This is a genomic window from Luteibacter sp. SG786 (genome assembly GCF_011759605.1).
Taxonomy (GTDB): domain Bacteria; phylum Pseudomonadota; class Gammaproteobacteria; order Xanthomonadales; family Rhodanobacteraceae; genus Luteibacter.
In genome coordinates this window covers 2,535,371-2,557,006 of sequence record NZ_JAAOYX010000001.1, presented here as the reverse complement: position 1 = coordinate 2,557,006, position 21,636 = coordinate 2,535,371, and the positions used below count along the sequence as shown (strand labels likewise).

Below are 21,636 nucleotides of genomic sequence, written 5' to 3'. Positions count from 1 at the left end.
AACCTACAGGTAACGCAGCCAGCTCTGCACGCCCTGCTCGATCATGCCGTACGCCTGCTCGTACGCCGGCCGGCGCTGGCGGTAGGGATCGGGAATGTCGCGACCGCCAAGCCATTTGTCGAGCAGGAACACCTTGCCGCTGGCTTCGGGCGCCATGCGCCGGATGGCATCGACGTGGCTCCGTTCCATCGCGAGGACGAGATCGGCATCGCGCAGCAGGCGTTCGTCCACTTGGCGCGCGACATGGCCTTCGCCGTCGACGCCATGCTCGCGCAACAGCTCGAGCGCCGTGCCGTCCATGGGGCGGCCTGCCATCGCGCCGAGGCCGGCACTCGACACTGTGGCAGCGTGACCGGAACCGAGGCGATGCCGGAGCAGGTATTCCGCGGTAGGACTTCGGCAGATGTTGCCGATGCAGACGATCAATAGGCGCTGGAACATGTCGCCATAATAGACAACCGATGGGAGAGTCGCACGTGACGATATGGATGGCCATCACCGCCCTGGGCGACAGCGCGGTGCTGCTTCCGCTGATGGGCTGGATGGCGATTTGCCTGGGCCTGCCGCCACCCTACCGCCGCGACGGTTGGCGCTGGCTGGTGGCCGCCGCGCTGTGCGGCGGATGTGTGGCGCTCTCCAAACTGCTGTTCATGGCGTGGGGTGTGCGCCCGCCGGGGCTCGATTACACGGGTTTCAGCGGACACACCGCGCTGGCGATCCTGGTGTGGCCCGCGCTGGCGGCCCTGCTCTCGCGCGGTTGGCGACATGCCGGGCACCCGGCGGCGATCGCCTTCGGCCTGCTTCTCGGCCTCGCGGTAGGCGTATCGCGGCTGGTCTTGCGTTTCCACAGCCCATCGGAAGTGTGGCTGGGCGCGGCGCTCGGTGCCGCCGTCGCCTTCTGGTTCCTGCGGGGGCTGTCGTCGCCGCGCGCGACGCCGGGTGCACCCGACGGCCCATGGAGGGCGGTGCTCGGGTGCGGCGCCCTAGCCATCCTGGCGCTGTGCTATGGGCGGGTGTTTCCCTCGCAACATCTACTGCAAGACATGGCCGTCTGGTTGAGCGGCCATCGGGCCGCATTCACCCGCTGAGCGGCGAAACCGATCCGCCCGGCAGGCATATACTGCGCGCACAGCGGAGAGACGACATGGCAAGCGTGCTTTCGGTCAACGTCGGGTTGCCACGCGAGGTGGCATGGGAAGGCCGGATCGTGCGTACCGGCATCTTCAAGTCTCCGGTGGAAGGCCGGGTCATGGTCCGCACGCTCAACATCGACGGCGACGGCCAGGCGGACACCGCGGGCCATGGTGGCCCCAATCGCGCCGTCATGGTCTATCAGATCGAATCGTATCGCTATTGGGAGTCCTTCCTCGGGCGCCCGCCGCTGGAATACGGCCGATTCGGCGAGAACCTCACCATCGAGGGACTGCCGGACAGCGAGGTTCGCGTTGGCGATCGGTACCGGATCGGCAGCGCGCTTTTCGAGGTCACCCAACCACGGGTCACGTGTTATCGCGTGGGCATCCGCATGGAGCATCCGCAGATGGCGTCGCTGCTGGTGGCGCACCATCGTCCCGGCTTTTACTTCAGGGTGCTCGAAGAAGGCGAGATAGGCGCCGGCGACACGATCGAGCGCGTGTCCCAGGGGCCGGAAGACCTGACGGTCGCCGACGTGGACGCGTTGCTCTATCTTCCCGGCCACTCGCGCGACACCCTCGAACGCGCGTTGCGCATTCCTGCCTTGAGTCCCGGCTGGAAGCAGTCGTTCGCGAAAATGCTGGAAGACGAGGGCCGCCCCAGGAACGCGGCAAGGAGCCAGCCGGCGTGGAGCGGCTACCGACCATTCATCGTGCAGAGCGTGCATCGCGAAAACGACGCCGTGCGGTCGTTCGTGCTCGTGCCGGCGGACGGCTCGCCGCTGCCCCCTGCGCTGCCGGGGCAGTTCCTGGCATTGCGTGTCGATAGGGGCGACGAGCAATCGCCGGTCCTGCGCAGCTATTCCATCTCCGGCTGCGTGCCGGGGCAAAGCTATCGCATCAGCGTCAAACGGGCGGAAGGCGAAGGCAGCCGCTTCCTGCACGAGCACGTCGCGGCCGGCCACCGTGTGGAAGCGAGCGCGCCGCGAGGCGATTTCACTCTGGTGTCGAACGGCTCGCCCGTGGTGCTCATCAGCGCGGGCATCGGTATCACGCCGCTGCTTCCCATGCTCGACGCGCTGGCGTTGGAATCGCCGCCCCGGGCGGTGTGGTGGATCCACAGCGCACGCAGCGGCACCGAGGACGTGTTTCGCGACGAAGCACGCAGCGCGCTGGCGAGGCTGCCCGGCTCGCGCGAGTGCTTGTTCTATAGCCGGCCCGCCGCCGGCGACATCGAGGGCCGCGACTACGCGGTGGGCGGCAGGATCGACGGCTCCCGGCTTGCGGCGATGGGGCTTCCACCCGACGCGCACTACTACCTTTGCGGGCCGCAGTCCTTCATGCGGCAGACGATGGCGGATCTGGGCCGGCTCGGCGTTGACGTCTCTCACATCCACAGCGAGACGTTCGGCGCGGAAGCCTCCCTCACTCCCGGTACGACAGGGCCCGAGGGCCGGCCTCCCCATCCGCCCGCGGAAGCGGGTACCGGACCGGAGGTCACTTTCACTCGCAGCGGGCTGAGCGTGGCCTGGGATCCACGTTACGGCTCGCTTCTCGAACTCGCGGAGGCATGCAACGTACCGGTGCGCTGGTCGTGCCGTACCGGCGTCTGTCATACCTGCCAGTGCGGGCTCGTCGAAGGCGCGGTCGCCTATGCGCCCGACCCGCTCCTGCCGCCACCCGAAGGCGATGTACTCATCTGTTGCACGACACCGCGAGGGCCGTTGTCGCTCGACCTGTGATTTCACATTCACGTGACGGGATGCGACTTGCCGTCGAGCGGGCAGGTTGCTAGTTTCGCCTCAGGTGAGCCCCTTCCCGCCGTCTGCGAGCGTCCATGGCCGAAGCAGCACATTATCGTTCCGCGCGGCTGGTCCGCATGGTCGGTGGTGTGCTCGCATTCCTTCTCGCCATCGGGCTGGCGCTTGTCCTCGACATGGACTACGAGCGACGCGTCGAGACGGCGCGCGCGCAGACGAAGGCCTTCGCCGACAGCGGCCAGCACCTGCTAGGTGAACACCTGGGCGTCGTGCAACGGGCCATGGAGGGCGTGGCATCCGATAGCGAGGAATTCTTCGCCACGGTGCCCGACCGCGCAGAAGCGCTCATTTCCGAGAACATGGCGGGCGTCGCCAGGCGACAAAAGGCTGAGATCGCCGACCTCCTTTTCGTGGACGAAAACGGCAAGGCCATTACGCCCGGCGAGGGCGACCCGGCGTTGCCTGCATGGGTCCGCGACGCCGCGAACCGTGAAAGCCTTCGCCTGGGCCCGCTGGAATCGCGGCAGGGACAATGGTTCTTGCCGATTGCCGTACCCGCCGGCGACGGCCGCTGGGTGCTCGCACGCTTGAGGCAAAGCCAGTTGCAGGTCATCGTGGAGCACGTGCACGCGGGCACCGGCGGCGTGGCGGCCATTGCCGATCGCTACGGGAAGATCGTCGCTCGCACCGGCCATTCACCGGGCCTCGTCGGCGAATCGGTCGACGGCCTGTTCGAACCGTTCGATGCCGCCGCTAGCCACAGGGTGACCCCCATGGACGGCGTGGATCGCCTGGTGGCGGTCAGCGGTCCCGAGAAATATCCATTGTGGATCAGTGTGGGCGTCGCCACGTCCACCATCCTCGGCCCCTGGTACCGCTTTGCCTTTTTCGGCATCTGTCTCTACCTCGCGTACTGCGTCGGCTTCGTCTACCTGTACCGCCGGGTGGCGGCCAGCGAACGAGCGCAGATCCGCGAACTGAACGAGCGGCTGCAGATCCAGTCCCAACTGGCCGACGCGGAGCGGCGCTTCCGGCTGGCCTTCGACAAAAACCCTCTCCCCTACTGGGTGTTCGACACGAAGACTCTGGCGTTCCTCGAGGTGAACGAGGCCGCCGTGCGCAGCTATGGATACTCGCGAGACGAATTCCTCTCCATGCGCATCACCGATATTCGGTCGTTGCAGGATGCGCGGATCCTGGAACGGCTTTTTCAGACGCGCGATCACGGCGAGGACGTCGAACCGGGCAAGGTCTGGGTGCACCGTCGCAAGGACGGCACCACGCTCGATGTACGTGTGCACGCGGCGAGCATCGATTTCGCAGGACACGAGGCACGACTCGTTCTGGCCGAGGACATCACCGAACGGCTGCGTTCGGAACGCGCCCTCACCTATCGTGCCACCCACGACGTCATCACCGGGCTTCCCAATACCGAGGCACTGGTCGAATACCTGGAACACGGTCTCGGCGATCACGCATGGTATGAACTGGTTTACATCCATCTCCGCGGCATCGACCGCGTAAGCGATACCTTTGGCCTGGAGGTCGGGCGCAACGTGCTGCGGCAGGTCGCCGCGCGATTCGCCGCCATCGGCAGCGCACACGGCATGGTGGCGCATCGCCCCGGCGAGCGGTTCATGGTCGCGATCACCGATCCGGAGCGCCGCGACGATATCGTGGCAAGGCTGCTCGCCGTGGTGAACGAGCCGGTGGCGGTCAACGATACCCTGCACACGCTGGACCCGCAGTTGGGCGCGGCCTCGCATCCGCTGGACGGACGCCGCGCCGGACAGGTGATCGCCAGTGCCGCGCTGGCGGCACATGCCCGCACGAATGCACCGGAGCCCATCCAGATGTTCGAGCCCGCCATGGCCGAACGCGCCATGGGACGCCTGACGATGGCCTCGCGCATGCGTCAGGCCATCGATTCGGACGAGCTGTCGATGCACTTCCAGCCCATCGTGGACGCCGCGACCGGGGCGATATGCAAGCTTGAAGCATTGGTCCGCTGGCGCCAGTCCGACGGCACCCATGTCCCACCGGCCGTGTTCATTCCGCTCTGCGAGAAAACGGGCCTGGTTCTGCCGCTCGGCCGCTGGACACTGGACGCCGTCGCGAAGGCCTGCCTGGACCTGGCCGCGGCCGGCCATGGGGATCTACCGGTGGCCGTGAACGTATCGGCGGTGCAATTCCAGCGCAGCGACGTGGCGGCCCAGGTGCGCGCCGTCTTGACCGCATATCACTTGTCCGCGCATGCGTTGCAAGTGGAACTGACCGAGAGCAGCCTCATGGATCAGGAGCGCGCGGTACCGGCATTGCAAGCGCTGCGCGCCCAGGGCACGCACGTGTCCCTCGACGATTTCGGCACCGGGTTCTCCAGCATGGCCTACCTGCGCGACCTGCCGATCGATTCGCTGAAGATCGACAGGTCGTTCGTGGTCGGCGTCGACACCGACGAGCGCGCGGCGTCGATCTGCCGCTCGATCATCATGCTCGCGCACACCCTCGGCATGCATGTAGTCGCCGAGGGCGTGGAGAGCGAGAACCAGTACACCTGGCTAAGCCGGAACGGATGCGATCAGATCCAGGGGTACCATGTGGCGCAGCCCATGCCGCTGCCCGCACTCCTGGCGTACCTCGGCACACGCCCACCGCTGCGGCCGGCGCGCACGCACGCTGCAGATATGGGCTGAACGTTACCCGGGACAGGTTTACGCCTTACGCTTTCGTCGCGCCCATGGTCACCGAGTCGAGATGCTCGACGCGCACGATGTCGCCCAGCCAGACCACTCCGCTCCAGCCAGGCTGCTGCGGATCCTCGAGTTTTACCGTACCGTTGATGCCTTCCACGTCGTCGGCGTCCTTGAAGACCTGCACGGTCGGCGTGACCATGACCACGCCCTCCACCGGCGCTTCTTCGACCAGGTGCACGCGGACCCGTGCGTTGATCGCCAGTTCTTCCACCCAGCGCTCCATGCGTGCGATGTCCTGGGGATCGGTGAATACCTTACTTGCTGTGCGTCCCATCAGTCGTTTCCTCCGCGGCGAGCTTCCATCGAAGAAACCCGCGCCGAACGAGGCCGGCGCGGGCTTCCATGCCGGACATCAGGCCGCTGACTTTTCAGCGGCGCGCTGGTTACCCGCTTGCTCGGCAAGCAACGTGAGCTTTTCATCGGTCGCTTTCTCTTCCTTCAGGGTCGCCTGGAGGAGCGGAATGGCGTCCTTGTAGCCGAGTTGCTTCGCAATGGCGGAAAGCGTGCCATATGAAGCGATCTCGTAATGCTCGACCTTCTGGGCGCCGCCGATCAGGGCAGCGTCGCGCAGCGGGCCGGCCGGAATCTCGTCGATGACTTCCTTGCCCTCTTCCACCAGGCCTTCCATCGCCGCGCATTTCATGCGCTTCAGGCGAATGCCGAGCGTCTCCACGATCTGGTCGATACGCTCGACCTGGCCTTGGGTTTCTTCGAGGTGGGCTTCGAAGGCCTGCTTGAGTTCCGGAGCCTCGGCAGCGCGTGCCAGCCTCGGCAGCGCCTTGGTCAGCTGCTTCTCCGCGCTGTAGATGTCCGAAAGCTCGTGAATGAAGAGGTCTTCGATCGTCTTTACTGCCATGGGTCTTCTCCGCGTCGGGTCATGCAACACTGAAGACAGCAGCGTAGGCGCGCGTCCGTCATGCGCCCAGCTTGATCCCGTGAACGCAATGAAGACATTGCGGGATCACGTTTTTCCCGTGCGCAGGACGACTCGGAGCGACCGCTCCATTAAGCAACGTGAATGGGTATTGACGAAAGGGGAAGATTGGCTGCACGCTCCCCTCGACAAGCTTTCCGCGACACGACAAGCGCGATTACGACGAGGACGAGGCGATGACGAGCGACCTGCGCAACCCGCTGAAACGCGCCCGGAACATCGGTTCCGCCAAGTCGGGCGCCGCGGCCTGGATGGGCATGCAGTTCACATCGCTGGTGCTTGTCGGCCTCTCCGTCTGGTTCGTCGTCCTCGTGCTGACACTCATGCACGAGGACTATGCGACGGTGCGCCATGCGCTGGCCCATCCCGCGAACGCCACGCTGATGGCCACGTTTGTCGTGCTTGTTTGCTGGCACACGGAACTTGGGCTGCGCAATATCTATGAGGACTACATCCACACGCGCTGGCTTGCGTTCTGGAGCGCCATTCTCACCCGCCTGGCGCTGTTGCTGATGGCGGTGCTGTCGCTGCTGTCCATCGTGCGCATCGCCCTCACGGGCTGACCTCATGGGCTGACCTAATATCCCGCGCGTCGCAATAACCATGCCGCAGCGAGCGTAGCTCCCGCGATCATTGCCGCCGAACGCGCACGCGGCGATCGCCGTGCATCCGAGGCCAGGCTCTCCACGACGTCCACGCGGTCTGCGAAAAGCAGCATAAGCCAGTGGCGCAGGTCGTTCTCGCTGTGGCGAAAGGCGCGGCGCCGGATCCACCCGCTGACACCGCGCGGCGGCACGCTGGTGCCGAACACGGGTGGCCGCTTGAAATGTTCCGTGGACTGAAGAATCTCCACGTCGGACGCTTGCGGTGTCGGGTCGCCCCAATGAACGCCTTCAAGGCGGGGCGGCATGCGCTCCATGGGCACGGCGGGGCGGTTGGCGCGGTCGAGGTCGGCGCCCCAGCCGGGGATGCGGTCTTTCGGTGCATTCATGGCGAATACCTCAGGTTGCGGTCGAGGAAGCGCTGTCGGCGCCCGGGGGGATGAGCACGGTCTTGATGCACTGGTCCTGCTTGCGCGAGAACATCTCGTACGCATCGCTCACTTCCTCGAGTGGCACGCGGTGCGTGATGATGGCGCGGGGATCGAGCCGACCTTCCTGGATGTGCTCTATAAGCCGTGGCAGGTGCCGCTTCACGCTGGCCTGGTTCATCCGCAGCGTAAGGCCCTTGTTGAGCGCGTTTCCGATCGGAACGGCGTTGAAAGTGGGGCCGTAGACACCCACGATGGAAACGTTTCCGCCCTTGCGAACAGAGTTGATGGCCCAATGCAGCACCGTGGCCGCACCTGCCTGAAGCTTCATCTTCACGCCCGTGATGTGCTGCATCACGCTGCCCGTCGCTTCGCAGCCCACGGCATCGATGCACACGTCCGCGCCGAGGCCGTCGGTCATCTTCTTGATATGGATGGCCATGTCGCCCACGGAGCGGAAGTTTACGGTTTCGCACTGTGCGTAGCGGCGGACGAAATCCAGACGGTAGTCCATATGATCGACCACGATCACCCGCCCGGCCCCCATCAGCCAGGCGCAGCGCGCGGCGATGATGCCGATGGGTCCGGCGCCGAAGATCACGACTGTGTCGTTCTCCCGGATATCGCCCATCTCGGCGGCCTGGTATCCCGTGGGAACCACGTCTGTCAGCAATACCGCATCCTCGATATGCATGCCGGGCGGGATGACCGTCGGCCCGATGTCGGCAAAGGGCACGCGAACGTACTCAGCCTGGCCACCGTCGTAGCCGCCCGTGGTATGTGAGTACCCATAAATGCCGCCCACCGCCGTGGCCTCGGGGTTCACGTTGTGACAGTTGCTGTAGAGCTCGCGCTGGCAGAAATAGCACGTGCCGCAGAAAATGTTGAACGGGACGAGCACCCGGTCTCCAACCTTCAGGTTGCGAACATCCGAACCGACGTCCACGACCTCGCCGACGAACTCGTGCCCGAAGATGGAGCCCACGCGCGTGTCGGGTACGAGCCCGTGGTAGAGGTGAAGGTCTGACCCGCAGATGCACGAGCGAAGCACCTTCACGACCGCGTCGAGTGGATGCTCGATGACCGGGTCGGGGACGTGGCGCGCGCTGACCCGATAGGGCCGGCGATAGGTAGTCGCGAGCATTGTGTTCTCCCTTGACGAGGCGTCTTGCATCCTTTGCCCTCGGATGTCGTCGGCACGGCAAAGGGGTGTGGCACCGGCGAAGACATTGGCGAACGCCTTCATCCACGTGTCGCGTCAATTCATCCGCCGCGCACGCGGGCTTGAGCGCTACCCGCGCAGCATCGTGCCGTACCGCGGGCATGGCGGTGACCACCGGAGACGACGATGAGCAACGTGAACAGCGAGCGGGTCCTGATCACCGGCGCGAGCAGCGGCATCGGCATGCACCTGGCGCATCGGTTCGCGATGTACGGCCACCCCGTATGCCTCGTCGCGCCGGATGCCGCAGAACTGGAGTTGCTGGCGGGCGACATCCAGCAGCGCCATGGCGTCGAAACCTTGTCCGTGGCCGTCGATCTGGAAAGCAAGGAGGCCTTCGAGACAATTGCCTCGGCGGTGGACGGCGCCGGCTGGCAGGTGGATATCCTGGTCAATAATGCCGGCCACGGCTTCAAGGGCAACTATGCGGAGGTTCCGCTCGCCACCCACCTTTCGGTGCTTCGGCTGAACGTGGAGGCCGTTCTGCGGCTGACGTCGATGTTCCTGCCGCGCATGGTGCAGCGCGGGCAAGGGCGCGTACTGAATACCGCCTCGATAGCGGGCTTTGAACCGGGGCCGACGATGGCCGTGTACCACGCGAGCAAAGCGTTCATCCTGTCGTGGAGCGAAGCCATCGCCACGGAACTGGAAGGGTCCGGTGTATCAGTGACCGCACTCTGCCCTGGCCCGACCGACACGGACTTTTTCCCGAAAGGCGACCTGGAGGAGAGCTTCGCTTTCCAGAAGGCGAACCTCATGGACCCCGAGGAAGTGGCGGAGATCGGCTACGGCGCGTGCATGGGCGGCGAGCGTGTCGTCGTGGCCGGCGCCGTCAACAAGGCCATGGTCTTCTCACGCCGGTTCATGTCCGAGCACATGCAGGCGCGCATGAACGAGAAGATGTACGAGGACGTGGACTCGCCGAAGCGGGCGCGGGGCGACAAGGAGTCGCCGCCGCGCCACTGATTTCAGCGTTTGGCTTCGACGTCGGGAGTCGCGTCGCGAACCAGGAACTCCTCGGTCAGCTGCGGCAGGTGTTCCAGCACCCACTCGGCCATGGCCTGTTCCTGGGGAAGGATCTTCTCGCACGCCCGCTTCGTTTCCTCGTCGCCCACGGTTTCGGCCGCGGCGATGAGCGCGGTATACATCGCGATCTCCAGATTCTCGAAGACGTAGCTCGCCATCGCGCCTTTCACGATCTCGTCGGAATTCACCATGCCGCCGGCGGCTTGGCCGAAGGCGGCCGCCTTGCCCATCATGTCCTTCATGACCGAAGGCTTTCCGCCCAGACGTTCGATGCACTGGCGGAGGAGTTCCTGCTGACCCAGCGTTTCCTGCAGGTGTTCCTCGATGCGCTGCTTCACCACGGGATAATGCTCGATACGGCTGGCCTGTGCCTTGAGCATGTGCTCCGCTTGTTGCTCCATAGCGTGGGCGTCGCGAAGCCAGTCGAGGAGGTTCTCGCGCATGTCTGCCATAGGTATGTTCCTTCGGTCGGTTTCGGGAGCGCCCATGCTTTCGGAACGGACGTGCAGCGCACAGCCAGGATGCGTGACGGAACCATGATGTGAACGAGCGGCGCTTCACGTGAGTAGATTCGGTCGTCACCCATGGTGCCCACTGCCTGCACCCCGGCTATGCCCATCATGGCGAACACGCAAGCCAAGAGGAGCGCAGCCAGCGATGTTCAGTCATAACAAGAGACTCCAATACACCGTACGCGTCAGTGAATCGAATCCCGGCCTGGCCAATCTCATGCTTGAGCAGTTCGGCGGCCCGCAAGGGGAGTTGGCGGCGGCCATGCGCTATTTCACGCAGGCGCTGGCCGAGGAAGATCCGGGCCGGAAGGACATGCTTCTGGATATCGCCACCGAGGAGTTGAGCCACCTGGAGGTCATCGGTTCCATCATCGCGATGCTGAACCGCGGTGCGAAAGGCATGCTCGCCGAGACCGTCGACCAGCAGGCCGAGATGTACCGCGCCCTGCAGGGTGCGGGTAACGATAGCCACGTGACCCACGTGCTCTATGGTGGCGGCCCGGCACTCGTCAATTCCGCCGGCGTCCCCTGGAGTGGTGGATACGTGGACACCATCGGCGAGCCGACGGCCGACCTGCGTTCCAACATCGCCGCCGAGGCGCGCGCCAAGATCGTATACGAGCGGCTGATCAACGTCACCGAAGATCCGGGTGTCCGCGACGCGCTCAATTTTCTCATGACGCGCGAGATCGCGCACCAGAAGTCTTTCGAAAAAGCGTTGTACTCCATGGACAAGAGCTTCCCGCCGGGCAAACTCCCTGGCGATCCCCGTTTCACCGACACTTACGTCAACACGTCGCAAGGCGAAGGCGATCGCACTGGACCTTGGTGCGAGGGCAAGGGGTTCAGCGAAGTCATCGTACCGAGCGAGGACAGCCTGCCTGTCGATGGCGGCGACGGACACGCCGACGTCAAGTTGTCACGCGGCGAGAAGGCCGCGGTCGACGCGTTCGCCGCGCGAGGCAAGTCCGATCCGAAGCGAGACCCCGTCACGGGCGCGGATCTCGGCACGTTGCAACAGGAAGAAGCCAAGAAGTAAAAAGATGGGGGCCGCAGCAGCGGCCCCCATCGATATGTCCGTCAAGTACGCGGAGGGTTATCCGGCCTGCCGGACGGACGGCTTCAACTCGACCTTTATCCAGCCGGGCCGACGCTGATCGAACGCTTCATAGGCCGAAAGCACGTCGGATAACGGCTCGCGCTGGGTCAGTATCCGCGTCGGTACAACCTCGCCGGAACGAACACGCTCCACGAGCATGGGGATGTACTTCCGATGGTTGCAGTTGCCCATCCGTACCGTGAGGTTCTTGTTCATCGCGGCACCGATGGGGAACAGATTGTCGGTGGGAGGATAGACACCGATGATGGACACCGTGCCGGCCTTCGCGACCATCTCCACCGCCCAGGCCAGCGCCTGCATCGGTCCGTCGCCCGCCTTCCAGGTCCCTTCGTCGCTGCGCGCATCCGGTGACGCATCCTTCGCGTCGCCCGGCGCGGGATGTTGGGCCGCAGGCCCACCGTGCGCGTGCTCCGCATCCACGCCCACCGCATCGATCACCGAATCCACGCCGATGCCGCCGGTCAGGCGTTTCACCGTCTCTACCGGATCTTCCCGTCCGAAATCCACCGTCTCCGCTCCCTGGGCACGGGCCATCTCCAGGCGGTCTTCGTGCTGGTCGATGGCGATGACGCGCCCGGCACCCAGCAGCCGCGCCGACGCGATGGCGAACTGCCCGACGGGACCGCAACCCAGGACCGCAACGGTGTGGCCGGGCTTGATGTCGGCCATATCGGCACCGAAGTAGCCCGTGGGAAAAATATCCGAAATAAGAATGGCCTCGTCGTCGCTCACGGCATCGGGCAGCGTCACGAGGTTCACATGCGCGAACGGCACGCGCACTTTCTCGGCCTGCATGCCGTTCAGTCCGCCGGCTTCCTTGGGGCCACCGTAGAAGGCCGTGCCCGGGCCGTGCGGATTGGCATTGTCGCATTGCGCGTAATAGCCCGCGCGGCAGTACGAGCAGTATCCACAAGCCACGGTGGAAGGAATCACGACGCGATCGCCCACCTTGAGGTTGCGTACGCCCTCGCCCACCGCTTCGACGATGCCGACGCCCTCGTGGCCGAGGATGGTTCCCGGTTCCACGCCGGCCATCGTTCCGCGGATGAAATGCAGATCGGTGCCGCAGATCGCCGATGCGGTAAGACGGACGATCGCATCGAACTCGGAGGCGATCTGAGGTTCCGGAACATCGTCGAGACGGATGTCACCGAGGCCATGAAATACGACGGCTTTCATTATCGAGGCTCCGTTGTTAGGGGACCTCGGGAGCTTAGAACCCCGGATGTGAAAGTCCGACGCCCATACCGTGCCCACGGCGAACACATTCCGCATGCGATGCCGACAACGACCGATCGGCCGGATTTCGACGATCAGGCATTCATGACGGGAAGTCGCGCGCGCGCCTGGTGTCGAGCAAGGCCGAAGGATCGGCTTCCAGGCCGACGGTGGCGTGCACGGCGGCGAGCGCCTGGTCGCGGTACGCCTGCTTTTGCCGTGTAGGCGCGCTTCCGTCCTCATCCAGCGGCCGAAGCAGATCCAGCAGGTCGCGCGTTTCCGACGCGCGATGGGGCACTGTGGCCTGGTCCACCAGCTTGGCCATCACGTACCTTGAACGTTCCGTCGTCTGGCTGGCTGAGCGGGCGATGCTCGCTCTTGCAAGGCGCCCCTTTTCATAAGCGATGTCGGTCTGGCTGTCGGCCACGTCTTCGACGTGCGTGTAGACATAGTTCTGCGACTTCGGGTCCAGTGTGAGCATCAAGGCACCATCCGCACTGAGCGGCGAGTGGTAGCTGGCGCTCAGTTGCGAGTGCAAGTTCTGGGAAATACCCCGATCGAGCGCGCCGTTTCCGCTGATGCGTGTCTCCTGCGATACCGAGTAGGCGAACCCGTCCTTTTCGGAGGGCTTCAGAGGATTCGGCGCACTCGCGGCCTGCACGATCGACGCATGGAAGTCGGGCAGCCCCGTGAGCACCGAGGCTTGCACGGCGGAAGGTGCCCCCGCCATCGGCACGAGGCCCGAAGGCGAAACATCCGACGATGCCGTCAATTGACCGAAAGCACTCTTGAACATCGCCATGAAGGCCCTGTCGCCCTGCCCGCGTACCGCGGCGGCGTCGAACTGCCGCAGGTATCCCGCGAGCGCTTCGGCGCGCTGCGCGCGATTGCCGAGAATGGCGGCGGCATGGAAATCGACGGCCATGTCGATGGTTCCGCGCTCGCCGGTCAGCGTGAGGTTGCGCGTCGTGGCATCGGCGTGGAACACGAGGTTGGTGGGAGTGCGGCCCGCCTCCGCCGAGCGGACGGTGAAGTTGACCGAGGACAGCACCGCGGTGTCGAACCCGCCCAAGCCTTCGAGGTCGATGCGGGGCGGTGTCGACACCGCGCCGTCGAGCGCCTTCTGGAACGCGTCGGCAAGCTTTCCCACGGCCGCACGCTCGGCTTCGTCCAGGCCGGCGCTGCCGTGAACGCCGACCGCGAGGCTGCCGTCCTCGGTGGTCATGTCCAGCACCACCGATTTCCCGCTGGCCGTCCGTATGCTCAGCGTGGTAGTCGCCTGCGCGCCGTTACCGGGCGCCGCGAAAGGGCCACCCAGGCGCACGCTCTGGGAAAAGTCCCCACCATCCGCCGCGAACCGTTCCAAGAGCGATTTGCCTACGCCATCGAAACGACCGCTCAGCGAAGCGGCCGTGTAACGGCTCGCCATGAGGGAAGAGATCGCGTCCTGGGGCGGCGTCTGCCACACGGGCGGCGATGCGGGAGGAAACGCGTACGTCGGCGATGCTTCCGGCGCGGCGAGGCCGCTCAGCGTAACCACCACCGAAGCGGGAGCGGTCGCCGTGTCCGGCGCTGCATTGGCGGAAACGGACGGCACTGGGAGAGACGACACCTCGACGAGCCGGGTGTTCGCCGTGGCCATACCTGCATGTCCGATCATGTCCCGAAGTCCCCATCGTTCCGTGGGTCGCCCCTATCGCCCCTGTGACGGCCCGCGGCACGGAAACTTGAGCGGCCCTCAGTGACCGCACTCGTCGCGGCTGTTGTCCGCGATACCGGCGATCAGCCAGCGGCCGTCCATCTTCACCAGGTGCACGAGGTCGGTGCCGCAGTGCTTCACCTTGCCATTCACCAGGAATTCGTACGGTGTCCAGACCATGGCCAGATCGCCGTCGATGCGCACCAGCGGATCATGTATACGCTCTTCGATGGTGTCCTTGCCCGGCTTGATGCGATCGATGAACTCCCCCAGCGTCATCCGGACAACCTTGCCCTTGCGGAGCAACGCCACGCTTCCCTCGGGCTGGACGGTCGCCCGCATCGCCCCCTGGTCGTACTTCGCCATGCCATCGAACATCGCCTGCACCGGCGCCAGCACGGCGGACTGTTCCGGTGTCGAGGCGAATGCGGGCGCCATGGCGCCGGACAAGGCCGCAGCTACGATGACGGCGAAAGAACGGGCTTTCATGCGGTTACCCCTGGGCGCGGTGGCTTTTCGGCATCTTAGCCGCGCCCCGCCGCACCACGCCATGGTACTTCCGGCATCCCCGGCGACACCGCAGGCGCCGCCGAATTCGACAAGCCGTGGATTCGGCGGCCTGCTATACCGGTCATTTCCCAGGAGAACCCCATGGCACCGACGACTCTCGATGACGACTTCCTAGCCCGCCAGAAGCAACGGCTACTCGACCTGCGCCGGCAGCTGGTGGATGTGGGCGATGCCGCCGGCGCCGACGAGCAGGCGCTCCAGACGGCTGCCGGCGGAGAACCGCAAGACACCGGCGACGACGGCGAGCGCTTCGCCCAGCAGGAAAACGACGAGGCGTTGCTCGGTCACAACGAGCGCCGCCTGGCGGCCGTGGACCGCGCGCTGGAGAAGATCGACGAGGGCACCTATGGCATCTCGGACGGCAACGGCGAAGCCATTCCGCGCGCACGGCTCGAGGCCGTGCCCGAGACCTGCTACACCGTGGAGGAAGCCGCCGATAAGGAGCGCTTCGATCGCACTCGCTGAGTCCCGCGGCGTGCACGCTCCGCAATCGTCCAAAAACGAGGGCATGCGCGTCCTATCCGCTCCTGGCGGCAACCCCTAAAAAAGGAAGGGAGCCACCAAGGAGACACACCCGTGACCGACTCACCCGAACCGGCACTCGACCCGGCGCGCCGCAACTTCGTCATTGGCGCCGGCGTACTTGCCGCAGGCGCCCTGACAGGCATCGGAACGCTGGCCGCCAGCACCGCGACCGCTGCCGCACCCGCTTCAAACACCACCGGAAAAAAGGAAAACACGATGCCGTTCATCACGACCAAAGACGGAACCCAGATCTTCTACAAGGACTGGGGCAAGGGCCAGCCGGTCATGTTCCATCACGGCTGGCCGCTCAGCGCGGACGACTGGGACGCGCAGATGATGTTCTTCCTCAACGCGGGCTTCCGCGTCATCGCGCATGATCGCCGCGGACACGGCCGCTCCACCCAGACCGACACCGGCAACGACATGGACACCTATGCCGCCGACGTCGCCGCGCTGGTGGAACACCTCGACCTGAAGAACGCCGTCCATATCGGCCACTCCACGGGTGGCGGCGAAGTGGCGCGCTACGTGGCGCGGCATGGCAAGGGCCGCGTAGCGAAGGCCGTGCTCGTGAGCGCCGTGCCGCCGATCATGGTGAAGAGCGCCGCCAACCCGGGCGGACTCGACATCTCCGTGTTCGACGGCTTTCGCAAGCAACTCGCGGCCAACCGCGCGCAGTTCTATCGCGAGGTGCCGATTCCCTTCTACGGCTACAACCGTCCCGGCAAGACGCCCAACGAGGGCACCGTGGGCAACTGGTGGCGCCAGGGCATGATCGGCGGCATCAAGGCGCACTACGACTGCATCAAGGCGTTCTCGGAAACGGACTTCACCGAAGACCTGAAGCAGATCGACGTGCCCACGCTGGTGATGCACGGCGACGACGATCAGATCGTGCCTTTTGCCGATTCTGCGCCATTGTCGGTGAAGCTCCTGAAGAAGGGCGAGCTCAAGGTGTACAAGGGCTACCCGCACGGCATGCTGACGATTCACGCCGACGAGCTGAACAAGGATCTTCTGGCCTTCATCAAGGCCTGATGCTTCAGTGACAACTGCGGGAAGCGCGCTCGCGCTTCCCGCAGCTTCATTCGTTCACGCCCACCCGGTAGCTGAACGGGTGCCTCGCATTCTGTTGCGACGCAGGATGACACTTACGTGTCGCTACCCCATCCTCCCGCCGCAAGGGCGCCGCGGGGGCGTCGCAAGAACTTGCGGGGAAAAATCGAATGATTCGTCGCCACCTGCCGCGCGGCTTCGCCGTGCCTGCTTTCCGTGCGAAACCGCTTGCCATGGCCTGCGCCGCCGCAGTTTCCTTCGCTTGCGGCACGACATGGGCACAGGAACAGCCCCCGCAGGACACCTCCGGCAACGCGCCCGCGAAACCTGCCGCCACTGCGCAGAAACCGAAGCGCAACCCGAACCCGGACGCCGTGAGCAACCTCGACGCCGTGGTCGTCACCGGCATTCAGGGAAGCATCCAGAACGCGATCAAGGCAAAGCAGAACTCCGACAACATCATCGAAGCCATCTCCGCGGAAGACATCGGCAAGCTGCCCGACAGCAGCATCGCCGAGAGCCTGGCGCGCCTGTCCGGTCTTGCCACGCAGCGCGTGGACGGCCGCGCCAACCAGATATCCATTCGCGGCCTGTCGCCCGACTTCGCCGGTACCACGTTGAACGGCCGGGAGCAGGCCACCATCGGCGAGAACCGCGGCGTCGATTTCGACCAGTATCCATCTGAGCTGATCAGTGGAGCGGCGGTGTACAAGACGCCGGACGCCAGCCTCATCGGCCAGGGCCTGTCCGGCACGGTGGACCTGCACACGATCAGACCGCTCGACCTGCCCAAGCGAGCCATCGCTGCCAATCTTCGTGGAGAGAACAATTCCCACGGCAGTCTGAACCACGGCACGGGTGTCGGCGACACCGGTCATCGCGCCAGCTTCTCGTACATCGACCAGTTCTTCGACCACACGCTGGGCCTGGCGGTCGGATTCGCGCAACTGGATTCGCCGGTGCAGGAAAAGCAGTACCAGGCATGGTGGTGGAACATTAACAACGGCTCCGAGGGCGCGGAGAACCCGGATTACTGGCGTGCGCCACACACCCCGGGCATGCCCGACAACGTGTTGTCACAGCAGGGCATGCAACTGCGCGCGAAATCGGAAAATCAATTGCGCAACGGCCTGATGACCGTGCTCGAATGGGCGCCCAACGACCATTACCACTCCACGCTGGACCTCTACTACTCCACCTTCGACCAGAAGACGTACCTGAATGGTGCGCAGTGGTCGAGCAGCTCTTACGACAATGTGTCGTACTCGAACGTAGGCTACGTGCCGGCCCTGCCCTATCCGATCGTGACCACCGGGCATATCGATGGCCTCCATTCGATCCTGCAGAACGAGTACACCAAGGAAAAGGACCGCCTGTTCTCCGCAGGCTGGAACAACCAGTACGACTTCGGCAACGGGTGGGCGATCAACGCCGACGCGTCCTACTCGAGCGCGAAGAAGCGCCTGCATGACGCCTACCTGTTCGCCGGCCTGCCCGGCCAGGCCACGTCGTCCACCGACTTCGCGACGCCGAAGCACGAAGGCTTTCCGGACTTCCGTCCGGGCGTGAATTTCGCGGACCCGTCCGCCATCTTCTTCACCGACCCGAACGACTACGGCTACAACGGCCGCGAGGAATTCGACAAGCAGAAGGACACGATCAAGGCCTTCCGCCTCGAAGTCACCCATCCCGTGGGCTGGATCTTTTCCGATGCGACGCTGGGCGTGAATTACTCCGACCGCCGAAAGACGAAAGAGGCCAACGTGTTCTTCGCCTGGCTGAACGGCAACGGCTCCACCGGCGACACATACCTGCCCGGCTTTGCAGCGCCCATCGATCCCTCCTTCCTGCGCGGTACCACGGACCTCAGCTACGGCGGCATTCCGGGCATCCTCAACTACGACGTGCTCGGCGCGCTCGCGAGCCAGTTCTACCTCACGCAACGTAACGGACAGTCCGACTGGAGCCGCAATTACACGGTGAGGGAGAAGGTTCCGGTCGCCTACCTGAAGTTCAACATCGACACCACGATGGGCGACATACCGTTGCGCGGCAACGTCGGCGTGCAGGCCGTGCGCACGGACCAGTCGTCGGTGGCGCTGCAGACGAACGGTGATGCCCTGGTCGGCCGTATCTCAGATGGAACGAAATACACCAAGGTGCTGCCGAGCCTGAACCTGGTGGCCGAGATCGCCGACAAGCAATACCTGCGCTTCGGTCTCGCCAAGACCATGGCGCGCGGACGCATCGACGATGAGAAGGTCGCGACCTCGGCAGGCGTCGCACTGGTGAACGACGGGCCGGCCGCGGGTCAGGTGCTGTGGTCCGGCAGCGGCGGCAATCCCAAACTGAAGCCGTACATCGCGGTGGGCGCGGACCTGTCCTGGGAGAAGTACTTCGGCACATCCAGTTACGTGGCTGCCGCGGTGTTCAACAAGAACCTGTTGAACTACATCTACAACCAGACCACGCTGGACTACGATTTCTCCAAGTACACGAACGACAACCCCACCCTTACCCCTACGAGCACCATCGGTTCGTTCACGCGGCCCGAGAACGGCACGGGCGGCAAGATGCAGGGCCTGGAGCTGTCCGGTGCACTCGAACTCGGCTTGCTCACCCGTGCGCTGGACGGCTTCGGCGTGCAGGCGAACTTCTCGCTCACCAACAGCACGCTGCCGGTAAGCGCCGTTTCCACCATTCCGGGCAGCCCGTCCACCCTGCCCGGCCTCTCGCGGAAGGTGGCCAACCTCGCCCTGTATTACGAGAAGTACGGCTGGTCGGTGCGCATCGCGGAGCGTTACCGCTCGTCGTTCACCGGCGAGGCCGTCGCCCTGTTCGACCAGCTGGGCTACACCAAGGTGCTGGCTGACAGGCAGACGGACTTCCAGCTGGGTTATGCCTTCGACCATGGCGCATGGAACGGGCTGTCTGTCCTGCTGCAAGTGAACAACCTGACGAACTCGCCCATGAAGACGCAGCAGATCGCTGCCTTGCCGAACAGCGTGAAGGTGGCGCGGCCGCTGGAGTACGACAAGTTCGGCCGCACGGTGATGTTCGGGGTGAATTACAAGCTGTAACCGTGCGTCGCACCGGGAGCGCTACGCCCGGTCGACGCGCGCCGCGTAGCAGCCGTACCCGGCGTAATGCGCGTGCAGGTAGCTCACCTGCTCCATCGCGAACAACTGCTCGATGGCGTGGGTCAGCTGTCCGCCGTGCACCACCCTTGCATCGGCAATATGGTGATTGCGATCGAAACCGCGCAGGGAAATGGTGCGCACACGCAACGGCTCCGGCACCTCGTCGATCGCGTCGTAGGCCACGGTGGCCCCTTCGCGCACGAAGATCGCGTGGCTGGAACGAAACGGCGTATCCGCCGGTTGATGCATGTAGTTGAGCAGCAGCAGGCTCTCGCCGCGCCGCGCGTTGCGCAACTCGACGCGCTCGGGAAAGCCGGTGTCGTCCGACGCTCGCATGCGAACGATGCGGCGGGCTTTCAACGACGCTTCGTCAAGACCGTAAAGCGGGACGAAGGGCGCGGGATCGAGACCGGTGATGCGAAAGGACATGGCAGGCTCCTCGTTCGGGGATGGGACATATGCTCCACGCCGCCGCCGGGTGCCGCCATCCGGTTCTTGCGTATCCATGCACACCCTGACCGCGTCTTGTCGATTCATGCGCCCGTGTCTTCGCGACGCCGCAACGATCGCAACGGTATCCTGCCCCGACGATATTGGGAGATGACGCATGACCATCTCGAAAGATCCCGGCGCGCATACCGTCGCGATCGTCGGTGGCGGGGCCGCCGGCATCGAACTGGCAACGAGGCTCGGCAAGCGGCGCGACCTGGACGTGGTGCTGGTGGACAGGGACGCCAGCCATTTCTGGAAGCCGCGGCTGCATGAGCTCGCCGCCGGCCTGCTGGGCGACGGCGAGGAAGCCGTCTCGTATCTCGCGCACGGACAGGCCCACGGGTATCGATACGAGCCCGGCACGCTCGTGCGCGTCGAAGCGGAGGCCCATCGCATCGCGCTGGACGAAGTGCGCATGCCGCTTACGGACGAAATCATCCTGCCCCCGCGGTCGCTGCACTACGACACGCTGGTGCTCGCCATCGGGAGCCGGGTGAACGACTTCGGCACACCGGGCGTGCTCGACTACTGCGACATGCTCGACAGCCCGGCACAGGCCATCGCGCTGCGGCGCAAGATCCTTGCGCTGGCCTTGCGTACCGCCGGCGATCCCGCGCGCCGCATCCGCATCGGTATCGTGGGCGCCGGTGCCACAGGGGTGGAACTGGCGGCCGAGCTGCATCACGCATTCAACGACATGCATCGCTATGGCGGCTTGGCGGGAGCGTCGCGGCTCGACATCACGCTCATGGACATGGCCCCCCGCGTGCTGCCGGCCGTAGACCCACGGACGTCGGCCTCGGCGGAACGCATCCTTGAGGGCATGGGCGTGCACGTGCGGGTGGGCGTCGGCGTCGATGCCGTCACGCCCGAGGCCTTCCATCTGTCCGATGGCGACACCGTGCCCTGCGATATACGCGTCTGGGCCGCCGGCGTCACCGGACACGACGTTGTCGCCGGCCTCGGGTCGTTCGAACTCTCGCGGGATCGCAGGATCGTCGTGGACGAATACCTGCAGGCGCGTGGGGTGCCTGGCGTCTATGCCATGGGCGATTGCGCTTTCGCAGCGGCGCCCCATGGCGCGAGCGTGCCCCCTACCGCACAGGCCGCGCACCAGCAGGCGAACTACCTGGCCGACGCCCTGCCGAAGGCGATTCACGGCCAGCCGGTGTCGCCCTTCGTGTATCGCTCGAAGGGAACGCTCGTATCGCTCGGCGCATACAAGGCCACCGGCGAATTGCCGGTGGCGGAAAAACGCGCGCCCATTCCGATGCGCGGATGGCTGGCGAAGCTCGTCTACGTCTCGTTGCAGCACATGCACCGCGTGGCGCTGCATGGCTGGACAAGGGCGAACGCGCTCTGGCTGGCCGACTGGCTCCGCGACACCACGCTGCCGCCGGTGAAGTTGCACTGAGCCCCTGTGGGAGCCGCTTCAGCGGCGATACG

Annotated in this window: 20 protein-coding genes; 10 read left to right on the top strand and 10 right to left on the bottom strand. The window is 65.1% G+C overall.

The features are described from left to right. Positions 1–3 precede the first annotated feature (3 nt). Positions 4–441: a low molecular weight protein-tyrosine-phosphatase gene (locus tag FHS47_RS11560; RefSeq protein WP_167027282.1), complete on the bottom strand. Its 438-nt coding sequence runs from the start codon at positions 439–441 to the stop codon at positions 4–6. Between the two features lie 35 nt (positions 442–476). Here FHS47_RS11560 and FHS47_RS11555 point away from each other — a divergent pair, with 35 nt between their 5' ends. The 3 genes from FHS47_RS11555 to FHS47_RS11545 all read left to right on the top strand — a co-directional run bounded on the left by FHS47_RS11555 (position 477) and on the right by FHS47_RS11545 (position 5,586). Next, the gene (locus FHS47_RS11555) at positions 477–1,088 is read left to right on the top strand and encodes a phosphatase PAP2 family protein (protein WP_167027279.1); all 612 of its coding nucleotides are present in this window, start codon (positions 477–479) and stop codon (positions 1,086–1,088) included. Between the two features lie 56 nt (positions 1,089–1,144). Next, entirely contained in the window at positions 1,145–2,875 is a 1,731-nt protein-coding gene (locus FHS47_RS11550) for an MOSC and FAD-binding oxidoreductase domain-containing protein (RefSeq protein ID WP_167027276.1), read from the top strand. A gap of 95 nt (positions 2,876–2,970) precedes the next feature. Beyond that, the gene (locus FHS47_RS11545; protein ID WP_167027273.1) at positions 2,971–5,586 is read left to right on the top strand and encodes an EAL domain-containing protein; all 2,616 of its coding nucleotides are present in this window, start codon (positions 2,971–2,973) and stop codon (positions 5,584–5,586) included. A gap of 25 nt (positions 5,587–5,611) precedes the next feature. Here the strand turns inward: FHS47_RS11545 and FHS47_RS11540 are convergent, their stop codons facing one another. Together FHS47_RS11540 and FHS47_RS11535 are read right to left on the bottom strand one after the other, a co-directional pair. Then, positions 5,612–5,920 (bottom strand): DUF3247 family protein, encoded by a 309-nt coding sequence (locus FHS47_RS11540; RefSeq protein WP_167027270.1) that lies wholly within the window; start codon positions 5,918–5,920, stop codon positions 5,612–5,614. Between the two features lie 78 nt (positions 5,921–5,998). After that, on the bottom strand, positions 5,999–6,502 hold the full coding sequence (locus FHS47_RS11535; RefSeq protein ID WP_167027267.1) for a ferritin-like domain-containing protein: 504 nt from the start codon (positions 6,500–6,502) through the stop codon (positions 5,999–6,001). 254 nt (positions 6,503–6,756) lie between these two features. On the opposite strand from FHS47_RS11535, the gene sdhD reads away from it, so the two are divergent. Further along, positions 6,757–7,143, top strand: coding sequence for a succinate dehydrogenase, hydrophobic membrane anchor protein (sdhD, locus tag FHS47_RS11530; protein WP_167027264.1), 387 nt, complete (start codon positions 6,757–6,759; stop codon positions 7,141–7,143). 14 nt (positions 7,144–7,157) lie between these two features. On the opposite strand, the gene FHS47_RS11525 is transcribed toward sdhD, so the two are convergent. Together FHS47_RS11525 and FHS47_RS11520 are read right to left on the bottom strand one after the other, a co-directional pair. Next, positions 7,158–7,571 (bottom strand): hypothetical protein, encoded by a 414-nt coding sequence (locus FHS47_RS11525; protein ID WP_167027261.1) that lies wholly within the window; start codon positions 7,569–7,571, stop codon positions 7,158–7,160. Positions 7,572–7,581: 10 nt separating this feature from the next. Further along, positions 7,582–8,754: a zinc-dependent alcohol dehydrogenase gene (locus tag FHS47_RS11520; protein WP_167027258.1), complete on the bottom strand. Its 1,173-nt coding sequence runs from the start codon at positions 8,752–8,754 to the stop codon at positions 7,582–7,584. Between the two features lie 204 nt (positions 8,755–8,958). On the opposite strand from FHS47_RS11520, the gene FHS47_RS11515 reads away from it, so the two are divergent. Beyond that, the gene (locus FHS47_RS11515) at positions 8,959–9,798 is read left to right on the top strand and encodes an SDR family oxidoreductase (RefSeq protein ID WP_167027255.1); all 840 of its coding nucleotides are present in this window, start codon (positions 8,959–8,961) and stop codon (positions 9,796–9,798) included. Positions 9,799–9,800: 2 nt separating this feature from the next. On the opposite strand, the gene FHS47_RS11510 is transcribed toward FHS47_RS11515, so the two are convergent. Then, entirely contained in the window at positions 9,801–10,310 is a 510-nt protein-coding gene (locus FHS47_RS11510) for a ferritin-like domain-containing protein (protein ID WP_167027252.1), read from the bottom strand. Positions 10,311–10,515: 205 nt separating this feature from the next. Between FHS47_RS11510 and FHS47_RS11505 the strand changes: the two genes are divergently transcribed. Further along, positions 10,516–11,409, top strand: coding sequence for a manganese catalase family protein (locus FHS47_RS11505; protein WP_167027249.1), 894 nt, complete (start codon positions 10,516–10,518; stop codon positions 11,407–11,409). 57 nt (positions 11,410–11,466) lie between these two features. On the opposite strand, the gene FHS47_RS11500 is transcribed toward FHS47_RS11505, so the two are convergent. The 3 genes from FHS47_RS11500 to FHS47_RS11490 form a co-directional block, all read right to left on the bottom strand. Continuing rightward, on the bottom strand, positions 11,467–12,669 hold the full coding sequence (locus FHS47_RS11500) for a zinc-dependent alcohol dehydrogenase (RefSeq protein ID WP_167027246.1): 1,203 nt from the start codon (positions 12,667–12,669) through the stop codon (positions 11,467–11,469). 142 nt (positions 12,670–12,811) lie between these two features. After that, positions 12,812–14,368 carry a hypothetical protein gene (locus tag FHS47_RS11495; RefSeq protein WP_167027243.1) on the bottom strand — a complete coding sequence of 519 codons (1,557 nt, stop codon included), beginning with the start codon at positions 14,366–14,368 and terminating at the stop codon, positions 12,812–12,814. Positions 14,369–14,446: 78 nt separating this feature from the next. Next, positions 14,447–14,896 carry a nuclear transport factor 2 family protein gene (locus tag FHS47_RS11490; RefSeq protein WP_167027240.1) on the bottom strand — a complete coding sequence of 150 codons (450 nt, stop codon included), beginning with the start codon at positions 14,894–14,896 and terminating at the stop codon, positions 14,447–14,449. A 162-nt stretch (positions 14,897–15,058) separates the two neighbouring features. Between FHS47_RS11490 and FHS47_RS11485 the strand changes: the two genes are divergently transcribed. The 3 genes from FHS47_RS11485 to FHS47_RS11475 all read left to right on the top strand — a co-directional run bounded on the left by FHS47_RS11485 (position 15,059) and on the right by FHS47_RS11475 (position 19,638). Beyond that, the gene (locus tag FHS47_RS11485) at positions 15,059–15,442 is read left to right on the top strand and encodes a TraR/DksA family transcriptional regulator (protein ID WP_167027236.1); all 384 of its coding nucleotides are present in this window, start codon (positions 15,059–15,061) and stop codon (positions 15,440–15,442) included. A gap of 276 nt (positions 15,443–15,718) precedes the next feature. After that, positions 15,719–16,540, top strand: a complete 822-nt coding sequence (locus FHS47_RS11480) for an alpha/beta hydrolase (protein WP_208381968.1) — start codon at positions 15,719–15,721, stop codon at positions 16,538–16,540. A gap of 188 nt (positions 16,541–16,728) precedes the next feature. After that, on the top strand, positions 16,729–19,638 hold the full coding sequence (locus FHS47_RS11475; RefSeq protein WP_167027230.1) for a TonB-dependent receptor: 2,910 nt from the start codon (positions 16,729–16,731) through the stop codon (positions 19,636–19,638). A gap of 21 nt (positions 19,639–19,659) precedes the next feature. On the opposite strand, the gene FHS47_RS11470 is transcribed toward FHS47_RS11475, so the two are convergent. Then, entirely contained in the window at positions 19,660–20,127 is a 468-nt protein-coding gene (locus FHS47_RS11470; protein ID WP_167027227.1) for a DUF1203 domain-containing protein, read from the bottom strand. A 178-nt stretch (positions 20,128–20,305) separates the two neighbouring features. Between FHS47_RS11470 and FHS47_RS11465 the strand changes: the two genes are divergently transcribed. Beyond that, complete coding sequence (locus tag FHS47_RS11465) at positions 20,306–21,604, top strand: NAD(P)/FAD-dependent oxidoreductase (RefSeq protein WP_167027224.1); 1,299 nt, start codon at positions 20,306–20,308, stop codon at positions 21,602–21,604. Positions 21,605–21,636: the final 32 nt, after the last annotated feature.

What these genes read in the sequence shown, in the direction of transcription:
- FHS47_RS11500 (WP_167027246.1), bottom strand. Translation starts at nt 12,669, where the DNA reads ATGAAAGCCGTCGTATTTCATGGCCTCGGTGACATCCGTCTCGACGAT.
- FHS47_RS11510 (WP_167027252.1), bottom strand. Translation starts at nt 10,310, where the DNA reads ATGGCAGACATGCGCGAGAACCTCCTCGACTGGCTTCGCGACGCCCAC.
- FHS47_RS11515 (WP_167027255.1), top strand. Translation starts at nt 8,959, where the DNA reads ATGAGCAACGTGAACAGCGAGCGGGTCCTGATCACCGGCGCGAGCAGC.
- FHS47_RS11525 (WP_167027261.1), bottom strand. Translation starts at nt 7,571, where the DNA reads ATGAATGCACCGAAAGACCGCATCCCCGGCTGGGGCGCCGACCTCGAC.
- FHS47_RS11485 (WP_167027236.1), top strand. Translation starts at nt 15,059, where the DNA reads ATGGCACCGACGACTCTCGATGACGACTTCCTAGCCCGCCAGAAGCAA.
- sdhD (WP_167027264.1), top strand. Translation starts at nt 6,757, where the DNA reads ATGACGAGCGACCTGCGCAACCCGCTGAAACGCGCCCGGAACATCGGT.
- FHS47_RS11495 (WP_167027243.1), bottom strand. Translation starts at nt 14,368, where the DNA reads ATGATCGGACATGCAGGTATGGCCACGGCGAACACCCGGCTCGTCGAG.
- FHS47_RS11550 (WP_167027276.1), top strand. Translation starts at nt 1,145, where the DNA reads ATGGCAAGCGTGCTTTCGGTCAACGTCGGGTTGCCACGCGAGGTGGCA.
- FHS47_RS11535 (WP_167027267.1), bottom strand. Translation starts at nt 6,502, where the DNA reads ATGGCAGTAAAGACGATCGAAGACCTCTTCATTCACGAGCTTTCGGAC.
- FHS47_RS11560 (WP_167027282.1), bottom strand. Translation starts at nt 441, where the DNA reads ATGTTCCAGCGCCTATTGATCGTCTGCATCGGCAACATCTGCCGAAGT.
- FHS47_RS11540 (WP_167027270.1), bottom strand. Translation starts at nt 5,920, where the DNA reads ATGGGACGCACAGCAAGTAAGGTATTCACCGATCCCCAGGACATCGCA.
- FHS47_RS11545 (WP_167027273.1), top strand. Translation starts at nt 2,971, where the DNA reads ATGGCCGAAGCAGCACATTATCGTTCCGCGCGGCTGGTCCGCATGGTC.
- FHS47_RS11465 (WP_167027224.1), top strand. Translation starts at nt 20,306, where the DNA reads ATGACCATCTCGAAAGATCCCGGCGCGCATACCGTCGCGATCGTCGGT.
- FHS47_RS11490 (WP_167027240.1), bottom strand. Translation starts at nt 14,896, where the DNA reads ATGAAAGCCCGTTCTTTCGCCGTCATCGTAGCTGCGGCCTTGTCCGGC.
- FHS47_RS11505 (WP_167027249.1), top strand. Translation starts at nt 10,516, where the DNA reads ATGTTCAGTCATAACAAGAGACTCCAATACACCGTACGCGTCAGTGAA.
- FHS47_RS11470 (WP_167027227.1), bottom strand. Translation starts at nt 20,127, where the DNA reads ATGTCCTTTCGCATCACCGGTCTCGATCCCGCGCCCTTCGTCCCGCTT.
- FHS47_RS11520 (WP_167027258.1), bottom strand. Translation starts at nt 8,754, where the DNA reads ATGCTCGCGACTACCTATCGCCGGCCCTATCGGGTCAGCGCGCGCCAC.
- FHS47_RS11480 (WP_208381968.1), top strand. Translation starts at nt 15,719, where the DNA reads ATGCCGTTCATCACGACCAAAGACGGAACCCAGATCTTCTACAAGGAC.
- FHS47_RS11475 (WP_167027230.1), top strand. Translation starts at nt 16,729, where the DNA reads ATGATTCGTCGCCACCTGCCGCGCGGCTTCGCCGTGCCTGCTTTCCGT.